Raw genomic sequence first — 15,604 nt, 5'->3', positions numbered from 1 at the left:
CCTAAGGCCGTAACCCGACATCCGAACCCATTACCTTGCGCAACACCTCACAAGTTTTATCAATCTCGGCCTCGGTCAATGTCGGGTGCACCAAAAACATCAGCGAACTCTCCCCCAGGGCCCTTGCAACCGGCAACCGCTCTTGCGGCCCCAACCCAAGATCCGTAAATGCCTTCTCCAGGTACACCTCTGAGCAAGATCCGGAGAAACAGGGCACACCTTCCGCCACAATTGCATTCATAATCCGGTCACGCACATCCGCAACGGGCTCATTAACAACAGCCTCATCCACAAACACATAACACTTGTAACCCGCATGACCGATATCTTCCGGCACCACCGGCACGCGTAACCCGGGCAGTGATGCCGCTGTTTCCCAGATTGCCCGGCAATTGGCCTGGCGTGCGATAGTCCAATCCCGCATGCGTTGCAGCTGAATTCGACCGATAACTGACTGCATTTCCGTCAACCGCCAGTTAGTGCCCACCGATTCATGCAGCCAACGAAAACCCGGCGGGTGCTCACGCTCATAAACAGCGTTCCAGCTTTTGCCATGGTCCTTGAAACTCCACATCCGGGACCACAAGTCACGATCATTCACCGTGACCATGCCGCCCTCACCGCCGGTGCTCATGATCTTGTCCTGACAGAAAGACCAGCAACCCACATGTCCAAGGCCACCCACCGGCTTACCCTTGTAAGTTGCCCCGTGAGCCTGCGCGCAGTCCTCAATCACAAACAGCCCGTGCTGTTCGGCCAGCGCCATCATGCCACCCATGTCACAAGGCCAACCGGCCAGATGCACGCACACTACCGCCCGGGTTTTCGGGGTTAGCACAGCGGCAACCGTCTCTGGGGTGATGTTCTGGGTGTCCGGGTCCACATCGGCAAACACCGGAGTCGCCCCCGCGTTAATCACCGCCGTTGCCGACGCCAGGAAAGTACGCGGCGTCACTACCACTTCATCACCAGCACCAATACCCAACCCATGCAGAGCCAGATCCAGCGCCAAGGTACCGTTGGCGACAGCAATGGCATACTCAGTACCGGCAAAGGCCGCGAATTCGCGCTCGAACTCACGCCCTTCCTGGCCGGTCCAGTAATTCACCTTGTTGGAAAGTAACACACGGGAAACTGCATCGGCCTCTTCCGGGGTGAAGGAAGGCCAAGGAGAAAACGGGCCGTTTAGCATAAATCGTACTCTTATAAAGCCATTAGAGCGCTGAGCGATCAGCCCAGAACCGTTGCAAGGATGTAACGCAGATCACCGGAGAAAGACCAGTCCCGAATATACTGGAGATTAATTTGTACTTTATCGGGATAAATGACCTCACGGTTATAACGTTCAGGATCATCCTGTGCAGCCAGGATTTCCTCCTCATCCCGATATTTCAGGGTCGCAGGCCCAGTAATACCAGGGCGAAGGGAAAGGACCGCCCGGTCTTCACCTTCCAACCTATCTGCATATCCTGGAACATCCGGTCGCGGTCCAACAAAGCTCATCTGCCCCAGCAGAACATTCCAAAGCTGGGGTAATTCATCAATTTTTGTCTTCCTAAAGAAAGCACCCAGAGGGGTAATTCTGGGATCGCCAGACTGTGTTACCGTAGTCGTCGTCTTATCATCAGGCCGCATGGTTTTGATCTTCACCACCCTGAAGACCCTTCCATCTTTGCCCACCCTGGTCTGGATAAAAAAACCGCTGCTGCGGGTATCCAGCGTGGCAGCAATGTAGGCAATAAGAATTAGCCACCAGACCGCTATCAGACCGGCAAACGCAACCAGAAAATCAAACGAGCGCTTCAGAAACGACTGCACCGGTGACAACGCAAGTTTAGAGATAGTCATAACGCCTCAGGGTGCCCCCTACCAGCTCTTCGAGTTGCTTCACTTTCTCCTCTCCCAGGGATTGCCGCCCTTTCCCAAGGCTTTTGGCGGAAACCCCTGCCACAGCACTGGATATCGAATCGTCGGATACCTCTCTTCCCATAAAGTCGAGAATCCGCTTTAGTTCTTCCTTCGGAGCCCGGACAAAATCCTCGTAACGAATACGGAGCACTTTACCCTCCGGCATAGTGGAGAAGGCATTCTCTGATTGCTCTACGCACTTTTGCCACTGGAGTGCACAAACTTCATCCAGATCATGTTTTTGAAGAATCTCTTGCATATCATCCAAAGCCGGCCCCCAAAACGCGAGGCGCTTTTCCTTGGAGAAGAAACGATAAAAACGAGACCACAAATAGCGTAATCCGTAATAAGGCAAGTCCATCTTAGGCACAAAACGGACTTTTTCTAGAATATAAGGGATATCCAGTTTGGCCGTCCATCGCAACTTGGCAGAACCAGTAGCATCAATGCCATCCCTATAAATAAAAAGATATTTTGCTTCAGGGATAACAGCATCGACAAAAGGGACACGCAGTGAATTGGCGCAAGTTTTTTCGATTAGTACATCGGCACCAGTCTGCCGGCCGATAAATTTAAATCGACCACGAATATAATGGCTTACGGCTGGAAAGGCATTGTCAGCCGGAATTTCATCAGAAGGGTAACGAACGTTACCATGTCGCCAAATGTAATTAATTTCATCACAAGGCCAACTAGCCACACCTTCAAAAGAGGTCAAAACATCTCTAAGCATATTGGTGCCAGAACGTGGCGCCCCAATAATAATAACGCTCTCCATACCTTTCCCTTTCAAGAATCAATCAACGAAGCGACTTTACGGGATAGCCTTTCGAAGTCGTAATTTTCAACAGCATAACTTTTCCCCAAGCCCCCCATATACGAGCGCTCTTCACATGACATTTCATAAATATCAACAATGGCTTGAGCCAATTTTTCAGAATCCTCAGCCGGAATAGTCACACCGGCACCAGACTCCGCAATGGGATCACATCCTCCAGAATAGGAATGAATCACAGGCTTCTGCGCATAGAGATATTCAGGTATTTTATTAGCTCCAATGCCAAAATCGTAAAGATCCTCATTCAGCCATCCGAGATACAGGGCATCAAACTGAGACAACACGCTTTGCACCTGAGATTTTGGGACTGCTCCTATAAAAGTAACATTTGTCCCTCCACCTTCAACAACTTGAGAAACAAGTCGTTTCTTCTGTTCACCTTCTCCAACCACAACAAAAGAAATTTCAGGGTGCGACTCTTTAAGCAGTTCCGCCGCATCAACAAGAACATTGATAGCATTAACTTTTCCAACCGCCCCTGCATAGCCGACAACAAAGTGGTTAGTTCTTATTTTACCTATATCACCATCAGGCAGTGGATCGGGGTTTGAAACCTCATCCAACAAGATACCGTTAGGAACCCAAAAAAACTGATCACAACTACCCGCCACTTGTTTAATATATCTGCCAGCTCCCTTGAGATTTGAGAGCAGAACATCAGCACTCTTATAGGCACGTTTTTCCACCCAATACATAAAACGGATCAAAGGGTTATTATTCGTATATCCACCGAGCTTCTGCAGAGTCAAAGGCCATATATCTCTAATTTCAAAGAACAACCGTGCACCGGTCGTTCTTGCCAACCGCTCGGCACCCAAATAACCAATCAGCGATGGTGACGAATAATAGACAACATCAGGCTTGCTCTTTAAAAACCCAGGCAAAAAGCGCAACATAAAAGAAAAAAGAAACCAGTTCAAAATACGGACAGGGCTTCCAGAGCCAGAGTATCTTGGCATCTTTATCCAAACCATATTAAAGCCGCCCTGTTCACTAACAGTGAATCTATCCGTCACACATGGCGGCCTCCTCATCTTGTGTCCAAAACTCGATGCAATCAAAAAAACCGTGTATCCCTGCTTGGCCAAAGATCTAGAAAGATAATAGTGACGGCCTCCCATTCCGGTTTCAGGGGTAGAGGCATATTGATTAATAATCCAAACGACCTTCGTCATTCAAAACTCTCTAACTAAATCAATAAGAGCCTGACATACAGCAGAAGTTTTTCCACCAGACATCAAGGCTTCGTTAACATCATCAATAAGCACTTAGGTTACCAGCAGTACCGTCACGTAATATCTACAGCCTAATAAAATTAGAGCTCAAAATTCATCAACCCAGATTCATCCGCTAACGCCACCAAATAACGGATTGCAGTCTACTTGGAGAATGAGCGGTAAAGCTCAATTAGCTTCTTCTCTTCAATTGACCAGTTGTATTTTTCAACAACAGCTTTTTGTCCATTAACCCCCATTTTCATAGCCTCATCAGGATGATGGACCAAATAATCAACAGCATCTGCAATAGCCTGCGGATTTAGTGGATCGACACAAAGGCCACACTGACTATCTTCGAGAATGGACCTCCAAAGCGGAAAGTCAGAAGCGATCACAGGCAAACCAGCCGCCATATACTCAAACATTTTTACTGGAAGCGAATCTAGGTAATTTATTATCGGCTGAAGCGTCACCAAACCAGCCAACGATTCATTTAATATTTCTTTTACGCCACCTCTATCCAACCAGCCTTTAAAATCCACCTTACTCCAACCAGGCTCATTTCTTACTTGCAGCTCAAAACTTTTCTGTGAGAAAGCACCTCCAATAGCCAGCTTAACTGAAGATTGAGACAAACCGATTGCCTGAACCATTTCGCGAATCCCACGCACCTCTCCCAAGCTACCAACATATGCTATTTGTGCTTTTTTGTTTGACCAGCCCACAAAATCACAAGAGAGCTCTCCAAGCAGGGGAAAGTTATTAATATCAACGGATCGCAAGCCCATGGACATGAACTTATCTTTGATATAAGGAGTCGCGGCAACTACTGCATCCATTTTACCACAAGCATAACGCTCGTATATTTCAAAAATTCGAGATAAAAAAAGTCTAATTGGCCTGTTAAGGTATGGCTTTCCGAGCAACTGTTTCGGGACATCCTCATGCGCATCAAAAAAAACAACTTTCCCATATTTCTTAAGCTTAAGAGCAATTGGAAGCAGTTCAGGATCGTGGATATGATAAATATCAGCATCAAGAGCCAATGCCTTCACTAGCACTCGAGCGGGCGCATTCCTTATACGATCCAAACGACCATTACTCGAACCGACATCACAAACAGAAACATTATTCTTTTGTTCATCGCCTTTACCGTCTGCCACCACTAAATAAGTAGCATACCCATGCTTGGCTAAAGACACGCATTCCTTGAGAAAAATACGTGCATCCAAGCGCGGATGAGCAGAGGTAAGATGGGCAACACGCATTTTATATTGCATTGTAAATCTCTTTTAATATAACTTCTTGCTCTTCCCAGCAGTATTTCCCACGAGCGGAAAACACACGCTTCTGCATATCAGAATAGTTTTGAAATTGGATTTTTTTTACAGCACCCTGAAACCCTTGAACCGTATTGGAAGCAGCCACTATTCCAACCCCCTCAGACTCAACAATTTTTTTCATTTCGAAAAGGTCAGAAGTCAACACTGGAATTCCCGCCATTATATATTCGAACATTTTATTAGGGAGGCAGTAGCGATGACTCAAACACACATCCTCTATAAAAGAGACTCCATAGTCTGCGGAGCAGGTGTAGTCCAGCAACACATCAGGCGAAACGGCGGGGTGAATAAAAACCGTATTGGACGCCTCCGACTTCGCCCTAACCAAAGCTTCCAACGGACCATATCCCATGCATACCAAAACAGCTTCATCCGACTCAAAATCAGCAAATGCGTCTAGCAGCACCTCAACGCCCCTTCCTTTACTTAAACTCCCCTGATAAAGAAAAATCTTCTGATCACTGCGGATGCCCAACGTTTCTCGAAAAATATTTCGTTTTTTTATTTCAACAAAAGAAGGGCAATTCATAACCAATGCTGGCTTGGTGATTTTATAAATCCGGGCATACTCATTAGCTATAGAGTCACTTACCGTGCACACTTTATCTGCAAACGGGATAAGCATACGCTCAAGCCATTTTTTGGCTTTTTTTTCCAAACCTTTCAGCCCATTCGTTTCTGTTTCATACTCATGACAGTCATAGACGACCTTCCCACCCCCAAAAAATTTGATCAAAACACCAACTGGAAGTGCATTTAGATCATTGCAATGAACAATGTCGACGCCACGAAAACGCCAGAAAGCACGAACAAGAAACTCAATATACTTAAATATCTGAACCAGCTTCCACTTAGGCCAAGGGCGGGAAGCCAACTTGATTCTTTCAACACTCACACCATCAACTGATTCCCTTAGCATCAAACCGTCAGAATACATTGCCACCACTATTGGCGAAAAACCCTGCTTAACAAATGAACGTGACATCTTCCAGACACGAGAATCATTAGTGAAGTCATTCAAAACAACACTTGCTATTTTTTTCATTGCACCACAACTTACATAAAATAAAATTCATCGAATAATTTTAAATGAAAGCTTATTCGACAACACCACCAAGAAAAGAACGAGAAAAACAAAAGAAAACAAAGTCACATTAATTAAAAATGCACTAAACCCCGTCACCGAAACATCCTTAAAGAAAAGCGCAAGCCAAACAGTTAAGGCCACCTTAAATGGCGTATCCTCCAAAAAGGATACAAAATAATGATACAAATAAATCACAGATCCAATTAAAAAAGGAATAAAGAAAACCCCAAACCATGAAAAATTAGCATATGCCTCACCCCAAAAAACTGTAGGGGAGCTTCCTACAACGCCTCTCTCCATATTCCCTGCAAACCTCCAATCCATAATCTTTTTTGTTAGCGGGTATGGATCAAATGGAAATATCCCACCAGGGTTGGGCAAACTTCTCCCCCAAAGAAAGCCCTCCACATCGGGAAAAAACTTAATATAAAAATATGAAGCCGATATCCCTGCTGTAAAAAGTCGCGAAAATACTGAGGCCACTGCTAAAGAAAAATCCTCAACCCCCATAAAAACAACAAATAGAACGACAAGGACCCCCAGCCCTGACACCCCTAGAAAAACCCCCCCCTTAAAACTGACAATTCCTTTATTAACGACAACACTATAAACAAGATAGAGCCCCAAAAAATACCAGACGACAGGCGCCTTCTGCGCTGAAGAAAGCAAGAACAAACAGCAAAGAAGGAACGTCACAGAAAAAACACCGAGTGACATTCTACTCTTCACTTTCAAATAGTTAGCATAAAAACAATAAGATAAGAAAACCGAAAAATCACTTATCAATAACCTGTACCAATGATAGCGCCCATCAAACGCATTTGTCATCGAACTTCTGGCACGAGCAACGCCCTCCTGTGTCTCAAAGAGAGCCACAAAAAGCGCCACCTGATCAACAGATCGCATATATAACAAAAAGGCCATACCACAAATCAAATAAGCCAAGGCACAGACCAACGACTCCATATGATTAAATGGCCGCATATCCACACCCGCACATCTTCGAGCAGGAACAAAAAGCACTCTAACCCAAAGAGAAAAAATCAAAATTATTGCGAAAAAGGACCAAAGGGAAGCAAAGAAAATACTTATTATAATATCTCTATCCACAACCCCAACCACATAGCGGTATTCATCCCAATAAAAATACAAGGGCAAAACACCCACATAAGCAAAAACAAAAAAAGAAAAAACAACCAAATTTATTATATTCACTTCGCGAACGTTAAAACCCGACAATCTGTACAGCCAGAACAAAAAAAAGGGAGACATAAAATACAACAAGACAAAAAGCGTGCTCACCATCATATTAAAGTCATCACATCAAAGACTAATGAAAATTAAAAAAAGCAGCACTTCATCCATGACTTTCAGCACACCTCGCCTTAACATCTATATGCACAACCACAGCAATTACAAAAAAGTATATGACGTAAGCCAAAGCCATCCCCACAGATAAAACACCCACAAAATCAACCGATGAAAATTCTTGATTTTTACTATAACCATAAACCAAAGCCATTATTCCTAACAGCGAGATGTCGTAGACAATTTTCCACTCTTGTTTTTCCATAACAGAAAGCGCCCTACTCATTGCGCTAACAACTAATGAGGCACAAATCCATGGAGCCATCTCGGCTAACATAAACCCTGCGGCACTCCACTCAACCCCAAAAACATACGGCACACAAAGAGGAGCAAGAAAAACAAAAGCTAAACAAAGAACAAGAGCAACAATTGTTAGCTTTCCAGAGAAGGAATAAAAAAGCTTTTCCACTTGCTCCACCTTGTTCACTCTAACCAATCGTCCTAGCTCCATCTGAAAGACATCTGCTGCTGCATTGCCAATTTGCCTGCTAGGTATAGAAAAAACCATCCTAGCCACACCAAACATCCCTGCTGCTTTAATTCCGTATAGCGACGCGATAATAGGTACAGGCGCAACTGCAGAAACCTGGTTTAACAACATTGACGGCATTTCATATGCAGCGAATTTTTTATACTTTTTCGCCATTCTTTTCGCGCTACTCAAGTTCCAGCGCCCCACCTCTCCCTTGAATAAACGTTTCGATTTTTTTCTTAAACTAAGCACTGCTGCCCACGCACCCACAACTTCAGATAAAAGAAGGCCGTAAGATCCCAAACTAAAAAAACCGGCCAACACTTTACTCACAGCACTTGAGCCTGAACGGCTAATAGCAGCCAACCCAATCCCTTTAACCGCACCTTGTCTAAGAAGCCACGACCTATACAGCGCAAAATAACCGGTCCCAACAAGTGATATCGCCATGAATAATGGGGACCAGCTAGGGAGTTCAGCATAACCCATAAAATCAAAAACAAAAAAACCATAAGTAACTATAGAAGCAAAGAAAGCCATGAAGAACACAATAATCAACCCCAAAAAAAATAAGGCTCTCGACTCTTCCTCTGCTTCAGATATTAATAGGGCCCCTTCATACCGCCAAGCAACGACTGGAATAAAAAACTGAGATAGGGACTGATACAAAGAAAGCGCCCCAAACATTTCCGGAGTAAACAATCTCGTGACGAACGGCATAGCAACAACAACTATTATTTGTGCCATTGCCGTGCCACTCATTAACATCAGGACATTTCGAGTGATGCGACTACGGGTGATCATCGTCTTTATCGTTTTACTCATATGGTTTTCGTTCGACTTTATTCCTTGTAACTCTCTTCTTGGCAGAACCGCAATCATTAATTAACCGCGGAGCCCCCTCTTAACATTTCAAAGCAAATAAAGATGCTCAGAAAGCATTTTTTAACAAAGCACTTTTTCAATTTCTTGAGTCACCTTTTGGACTTGCTCTTCACTCATATAAGGGTGCATTGGTAAACTCATAACTTCTGTTGCCGCTTTATCGCCCTCTCGCAGCGTTAAAGTCTTATCTTCAACAGCCGGCTGCAAGTTAAGAGGAATGGGATAATGTACGGCAGTTGGAATACCCAGCTCTTTTAATGACGCCTGTACAATATCCCTGTTATTCACCCGTACGGTGTACTGAGCCCAAGCACTGGTGTTATGACTTTCTACGTGAGGCACTTCAATACCTGCCGCTTTCAGCTTCTCGGTATAATTTTTAGCAACCTGCTGCCGAAGAGATAGCTCGTCTGAAAAAATCTCCAGTTTTGGCAGCAAAATAGCCGCTTGCAGGGTATCCAGACGGCTGTTCACGCCCACGCGAAGGTGGTGATAACGCCGATCTTGCCCGTGACGGGCAATTTGCCGCAGGGTCACGGCCAGCTCATCATTGTTGGTGAAGATAGCACCACCATCCCCATAGCAGCCCAGAGGCTTGCTCGGAAAAAAACTGGTAGTTGCCACGGTGCTAAGATTGCAGGAGCGCTTGCCTTTGTAAGTAGCGCCAAAGCTTTGGGCAGCATCCTCAATCACCGGAATGCCATGCTTATTGGCAATCGCATTAATGGCATCGTAATCCGCACACTGCCCGTAAAGGGAAACCGGAATGATGGCTTTGGTTCGCGGCGTAATAGCCGCTTCAAGTTTTTCCGGATCCAGATTGTACGTCTTCGGATCAATATCCACGTACACCGGTTTGGCGCCCAGCACCGCTACAGTTTCTGCGGTAGCGATATAGGTGAAGCCGGGAGTAATAACTTCATCCCCAGGGCCAATGCCAAAAGCCATCTGAGCAATTTGCAGTGCATCAGTACCATTAGCACAAGTAATACAATGTTTTGCGCCAGAAAATGCCGCCAGCTTTTCTTCCAGCTCTGCCACTTCGGGGCCTAGTATGTACTGACCGTGGGCCAGAACACGCTGGATGCCTGCATCAACTTTGTCCTTAATACGCGCTTGCTGTGCGGCGAGATCAATAAACTGCATCAGGCTGTTACCTTTTCCAGAAGGCCATTGGTGAGTCGATAAATCGCTCCAGTATGTTGGCAACGGGTTTCTCCGTCGCCGGTGACGGGCAAGTCTAATTGCTCACCGAATTGGCTCATCCAGCCGATTTGCTTGCCGGGCACGCCGACAACCAAAGCATAGTCGGGCACATCCTTATTAACCACGGCGCCAGCCCCCACAAAGGAATAAGCGCCGATGGTTACCCCGCAAACGATGGTGCAGTTCGCGCCAAGGGTGGCACCTTTCTTTACCAGGGTATCGCGGTACTCATCCTTGCGTTCTATCAGGGAGCGAGGGTTATAAACGTTGGTGAACACCATACTCGGGCCACAGAAGACCCCTTCTTCCAAGTGCACATTATCGTAGACCGATACGTTGTTCTGGACTTTGCAGTTATCGCCAATAGTGACCTTATTGCCGATAAAGACGTTCTGGCCCATGGACACGTTCTTACCGACGCGGGCGCCGCCGCACACATGAACAAAATGCCATACCCGGGAGCCTGCACCGATCTTGGCACCGTCATCGACAATAGCGCTGGGGTGTACCTGATAATCCATTGGACCAGACTCCTTTAGAGCAAACGAGACAGGAAGGGATGGCCTTCACCGGCCTCTGCCTTTACCGCAGTGGCAGTACGAATGTATTCCACCGTTTCAACACAATGGCGGGCATCTTCGATACCGTAGCCATTACCTTTGAGAACCTCTTCATAACTGGTGGTGTGCAGATCCGTGAAGCCTTGGGAGAACTCAATTTCTTCGCCGTCCACACTGATGGAGCGGTAAGTGGGCTGCTTGCCTTTGACGCTGTCTGGCAGGTCATTGGCATCGATGGACAAGAACCACGGCACACGAGCCTTCTCGTATTCCAGATAACCTGCCGCCTTGTTTTCGGTTGCATAGTGCAGCACGTTTTTCTGCAGCTTGCCGAATACGAAGTGCAGCATATCGAAGAAGTGCACGCCGATATTGGTAGCCACGCCAAAGGATTTGCGCGGATCACCTTTCCAGCTTTCCATATACCACTTGCCCCGGGAGGTGATGTAAGTAAGTTCGACCTCATACTTACCATCCTTTTTCTCCTGGGCCACTTTATCCTTGAGGCCGAGGATCGCCTGATGGTGCCGAAGCTGAAGGATGTTATAGACCTTTTTACCCGTTTCCTTTTCCACTTGGGCCAGTTCATCCAGCAGCTCGGTGGTGGGCACCAAAGGTTTTTCACAAATCACATCGCAGCCTAAGCGCAGGCCTGCTGCAATATGCGGATGATGCAGGTAATTCGGGGAACAAATGGCCACATAATCCAGTGCGGTTTCCGGATTACGTTTCAGTTGCCAAGCATGTTCCTGAAAACGCTCGAATTCGGTAAAAAATTCGCTCTGGGGAGAAATGGAATCAATAATGCCGACAGAGTCGTTGATGTCATACCCCACAGCCAAATGGTTCCCGGTTTCCTTAATGGCCTTCATATGCCGAGGGGCGATATAGCCAGCCGCGCCAATCAGTGCGAAATTCTTCATTGTTATACCTTCCATCTTTTCTCTATTAGGCCTTGATAACATTCTTGAGCGTTGCGCGATATTTTCCCCGGGTATCCACCAGGATGGGGGCATGCTCAAGAATCAGCTCATAATCAAAACGGTCATGGTCCGTTGCCAGTACTACCGCATCAAAACTGGCCAGGTTCTCTGCCGTCAGCGGTTCGCTGGACAACTCGAAATGATGCTCACGCATTTTCGGGAAATGCGGCACATGGGGATCGCTGTAGGCCACCACGGCGCCCTTGGCTTCCAGCAGCTCCATGATTTCCACAGAGGGGGACTCTCGCATGTCGTCTACATTTTTCTTGTAGGCGATCCCTAGCACCAGAATTTTGCTGCCTTTCAAGGCTTTACCCTGATCATTCAGCCCATCCATGGTCTTGGATACGACGTAATCGGGCATTGCCTGGTTCACCTCGCCGGACAATTCGATAAAGCGGGTGTGAAGGCCGTATTCACGGGCCTTCCAGGTTAGATAGAACGGGTCGATGGGGATACAATGCCCACCCAGGCCTGGCCCAGGGTAGTAAGGGGTAAAACCGAAGGGCTTGGTGGCAGCTGCATCGACCACTTCGAAAATATCGATGCCCATACGGTCTGCCACGACTTTCATTTCATTCACCAGGCCGATATTGACGGCACGGTGAATGTTCTCCAGCAGCTTGGTCATTTCTGCCACTTTGGTACTGCTCACCAGCACCACCTGGTCGATAGCTGGCTTATAGAGGGCCTCACCAACGGCACGGCAATTCTCAGTGTGCCCTCCCACGACTTTGGGGATAGTGCGGGTTTCGAAATTAGGGTTACCCGGATCTTCTCGTTCAGGCGAGTAGACCAGAAAAATATCCTCGCCGGCCTTCAAGCCCCCTTCTTCTGCACGAGGCAACAGCTCTTCTTCAGTGGTGCCTGGGTAGGTGGTGCTCTCCAGAGACAGCAAATGCCCGGAACGAAAGTAGGGTTTCAAAGCATCAACCGTATTGATGACAAAACTCATATCCGGTTCACGGTATTTATTCAGCGGTGTCGGCACACAGAGAATCAGGGCATCACACTCTTTCGCTCGGGAGAAATCGGTCGTCGCCTCGAAGCCTGTTTCCACGGCATTTGAAACACTCTCGCCGGAAATATGCTCAATGTAGCTTTTCCCTTGATTCAGGGTATCCACTTTACTGCTATCGATATCAATACCGATGACGCGGAAACCAATACCATTGTAGCGAAGCATCAAGGGCAGCCCCACATATCCCAGGCCCACGATGCCGATAACGGCATCTCTGGACTCAAATTTCCCAACTAGAGCATCCTTGTGGCTCGGCATTTTTTCCTTCTCCTGTTCAATCTGTCTGGTTAGTCCGCGAAATACATGCCTGTTCAGGCATCATTTCCATATGCGTAGTTGTAATACCCGTATTCGTTGGAGGCCCGTCTCTCCATGCAATTGAGAATCGCCCCTTTAATCTCCACATTATTCTGCGCAAAACGTGTCAGGGTGATGTCTACTTCCTTAACGCTGTTAACGCCAAAGCGGGTCACAATCAGGCTGCTGCCGGCCAGCTGACCTACGATGGCGGCATCGGTTACCGCGAGGATTGGCGGGGTATCTACCAGCACGATGTCGTATTGAGCACTCAGGGACTCCATCAGCGCTTTAAAACGGTCATGCATCAACAGCTCGGACGGATTCGGTGGCACCTGCCCGCGGGAAATAAATGACAAATTTTCCATTTGCGTCGACTGTACAATCAGGCTTTGTTCAACCTGACCAGACAGATAGTCCGACAAGCCTGCGTCGTTACGGTTTTCGAAAAAGCGGTGCATGTGGCCCTTGCGCATGTCCCCATCGACCACCACCACTTTCTGCCCGGTTTGAGCAAGCACTGCTGCCAGGTTAGCGGAGACAAAAGACTTGCCCACCCCCGGACTGGGGCCAGAGACCATAAGCACTTTGTTGCTGGCCTCCATCATCGCGAAGTGCAGGCTGGTGCGCAGGCTCCGCAGGGCTTCAACCGCCAGGTCGTTCGGGTCGGACAGGCTCAGCAACGGGATAGGGTCTTTGTCTTTCTTGCGCTTGCGGCGTCGCTTCAGGGCCTCCACCCTGTCCACTTTTTGCTGGTGTTCAGACAACGGGATAGAGGCATACACGGAGATACCCTGCTCTTCCAGTTGCTCCGGGCTTTCGATTCCACGGTTAAAAGCCGCCTTGAGGAGAACGAGACCAACAGAGCCCATGGCCCCCAGCATGGCAGCCAGAATGGCAATCAGCGCTTTCTTGGGTTTGACCGGTTCAGGTTGCACCAGGGCCTTGTCGATAATGCGTACGCTACCGACGGTGCCGGCTTTCATGATGCGTAGCTCCTGCACCTTGTTGAGCAGGCCCACATAGATTTCCTGGTTAACTTCTACGTCGCGCATCAACCGCAGCACTTCCTGCTGGGTTTCCGGCAGTTCTTTGATTTGTTTATTCAGCTCGTCTTTTTCCTGAATCAGGGAGCCCCGCTGCTGAATCAGCGTGCGATAAGCCGGGTGCTCCCTGGTAAAGCGGGCGGAAACTTCACTTTCCTTGATTTTCAGCTCATTGATTTTTGCTTCGATGGCAACCAGCCGCTCCAATACAGACTGGGTTTCCAGGGACAGGTCAACCGATTCACTTTTCAGGCGGTAGGCATTCAGCTTTTCTTCCGCGCCGGTGAGCTTTTCCTTGATTTCGGGAAGCTGCTCGTCGAGGAAGTCCAGGCTATTTTCCGCTTCTGCAGACATACGTTTAATATTCTGCAGTAGATAGGTTTCGCTGATTGAATCCAGAATGGAACGGATACGGCCTTTGTGAGGCCCGGTGATGGACATTCCAATGATGCCGGTGGCTTTACCTTGCTCGCTGACGGAAAGACGGCCACGAAGTTTATTGACCGCATCGGCGCGGGTTTGATGCACCAGCGTTAGCGGCTCTTCGCCGTATTCCCACTCGCCCAGCTCCAGCACAATGCGTTTGTCTTCGCTGGTGATTGGGGTGCCGAGGGGGGCGCTGCCGACTTTTTGCTCTTCGAGATACAGCGCGGGCTGGCCGTTTTCTTCGATCAGCGTAAACACTTTGCCTTCCAGGTTTTCCGGCACCTGGAAAGATTTGATGGTCACGAAGGTCTCGCTATCCCGGTAGCCCGCAAACAGGGGTTTGGGGACAAACTCCGGCGCAGGGTCAGGCGCACCAAAACCACCAATGAAGGGCGCACGATCCGGGGCTATGCGTATATCCAATTGCAGTTGGTCAATGATTTCGCCCAGCACCATCCGCGAACGGATTATCTGGATCTCGGCATCAGCAGAGGATTCTTCCGTAAACAGTTCGTTCAGTTCGGAAAACCCGGGCACGCCGCCCTGTTTGTCTTCCACTTGCAGTAACGCATCGGCTTTATAAATGGGGGTGGCCAGCAAAGCATAAGCCACCCCCAGGCACAGGGCGATAAACGTGGTGCCAATAATCAGCCAGCGGTGGTCGACCAGTAGCCCCCACAGACGTTGCAGATCTATCTCGTCGGCCATGCTGGAAGACGATTGAGGCTGCCGTGCTGTGTTTGTTGCGTTTTCTGCCATGTTTTATTGCTCTACTGTCTGTTTTGCTGTTGGGCGTTTTTTCGGGGCCCCTTGTAGGAGTTCCCTTCCAGGGGGCGAACCCGGGCCTTGGCGAGTAAACGCCGGCTACCGACCCTTCGTTTCACGCTGGAAGGGCCACTTGTTTCTTATCACCCCTTTGGGTGATCTTCGTGCTGTCGCTTGGTTCG

General features: G+C 48.0%; 13 protein-coding genes. All 13 read right to left on the bottom strand.

Annotated features, from left to right (window positions below; translation table 11 throughout):
• Position 1: 1 nt before the first annotated feature.
• Complete coding sequence (locus tag COA55_RS07180) at positions 2-1,192, bottom strand: DegT/DnrJ/EryC1/StrS aminotransferase family protein (protein ID WP_290501179.1); 1,191 nt, start codon at positions 1,190-1,192, stop codon at positions 2-4.
• 38 nt (positions 1,193-1,230) lie between these two features.
• Positions 1,231-1,848 carry a sugar transferase gene (locus COA55_RS07175; protein ID WP_290501178.1) on the bottom strand — a complete coding sequence of 206 codons (618 nt, stop codon included), beginning with the start codon at positions 1,846-1,848 and terminating at the stop codon, positions 1,231-1,233.
• A complete protein-coding gene (locus tag COA55_RS07170; protein WP_290501177.1) occupies positions 1,835-2,686 on the bottom strand; it encodes a sulfotransferase in 852 nt (283 codons plus the stop codon). Before COA55_RS07170 ends, COA55_RS07175 begins: the two co-directional genes overlap by 14 nt.
• Before the next feature lie 11 nt (positions 2,687-2,697).
• Positions 2,698-3,921, bottom strand: a complete 1,224-nt coding sequence (locus COA55_RS07165) for a glycosyltransferase family 4 protein (protein WP_290501176.1) — start codon at positions 3,919-3,921, stop codon at positions 2,698-2,700.
• A 203-nt stretch (positions 3,922-4,124) separates the two neighbouring features.
• Positions 4,125-5,243: a glycosyltransferase family 4 protein gene (locus COA55_RS07160; protein WP_290501175.1), complete on the bottom strand. Its 1,119-nt coding sequence runs from the start codon at positions 5,241-5,243 to the stop codon at positions 4,125-4,127.
• Positions 5,233-6,351, bottom strand: a complete 1,119-nt coding sequence (locus tag COA55_RS07155) for a glycosyltransferase (RefSeq protein WP_290501174.1) — start codon at positions 6,349-6,351, stop codon at positions 5,233-5,235. Before COA55_RS07155 ends, COA55_RS07160 begins: the two co-directional genes overlap by 11 nt.
• A gap of 27 nt (positions 6,352-6,378) precedes the next feature.
• On the bottom strand, positions 6,379-7,701 hold the full coding sequence (locus COA55_RS07150) for a hypothetical protein (protein WP_290501173.1): 1,323 nt from the start codon (positions 7,699-7,701) through the stop codon (positions 6,379-6,381).
• Positions 7,702-7,750: 49 nt separating this feature from the next.
• The gene (locus COA55_RS07145) at positions 7,751-9,115 is read right to left on the bottom strand and encodes an oligosaccharide flippase family protein (protein WP_290501172.1); all 1,365 of its coding nucleotides are present in this window, start codon (positions 9,113-9,115) and stop codon (positions 7,751-7,753) included.
• A 63-nt stretch (positions 9,116-9,178) separates the two neighbouring features.
• Positions 9,179-10,264, bottom strand: a complete 1,086-nt coding sequence (locus COA55_RS07140; protein ID WP_290501171.1) for a DegT/DnrJ/EryC1/StrS aminotransferase family protein — start codon at positions 10,262-10,264, stop codon at positions 9,179-9,181.
• Positions 10,264-10,845 carry an acyltransferase gene (locus COA55_RS07135; RefSeq protein WP_290501170.1) on the bottom strand — a complete coding sequence of 194 codons (582 nt, stop codon included), beginning with the start codon at positions 10,843-10,845 and terminating at the stop codon, positions 10,264-10,266. The genes COA55_RS07140 and COA55_RS07135 overlap by 1 nt, the downstream gene beginning before the upstream one ends.
• Positions 10,846-10,859: 14 nt before the next feature.
• Positions 10,860-11,807 carry a Gfo/Idh/MocA family oxidoreductase gene (locus COA55_RS07130; protein ID WP_290501169.1) on the bottom strand — a complete coding sequence of 316 codons (948 nt, stop codon included), beginning with the start codon at positions 11,805-11,807 and terminating at the stop codon, positions 10,860-10,862.
• 25 nt (positions 11,808-11,832) lie between these two features.
• Entirely contained in the window at positions 11,833-13,146 is a 1,314-nt protein-coding gene (gene wbpA / locus COA55_RS07125) for a UDP-N-acetyl-D-glucosamine 6-dehydrogenase (RefSeq protein ID WP_290501168.1), read from the bottom strand.
• Between the two features lie 53 nt (positions 13,147-13,199).
• Positions 13,200-15,365: a polysaccharide biosynthesis tyrosine autokinase gene (locus COA55_RS07120; RefSeq protein WP_290501167.1), complete on the bottom strand. Its 2,166-nt coding sequence runs from the start codon at positions 15,363-15,365 to the stop codon at positions 13,200-13,202.
• Between the last annotated feature and the right edge of the window lie 239 nt (positions 15,366-15,604).

Origin of the sequence: Alcanivorax sp. (assembly GCF_002733835.1) — a bacterium.
Classification (GTDB): domain Bacteria; phylum Pseudomonadota; class Gammaproteobacteria; order Pseudomonadales; family Alcanivoracaceae; genus Alcanivorax.
Note: the sequence above shows the minus strand (reverse complement) of the source record. Positions and strands in the feature narration are given on the sequence as shown.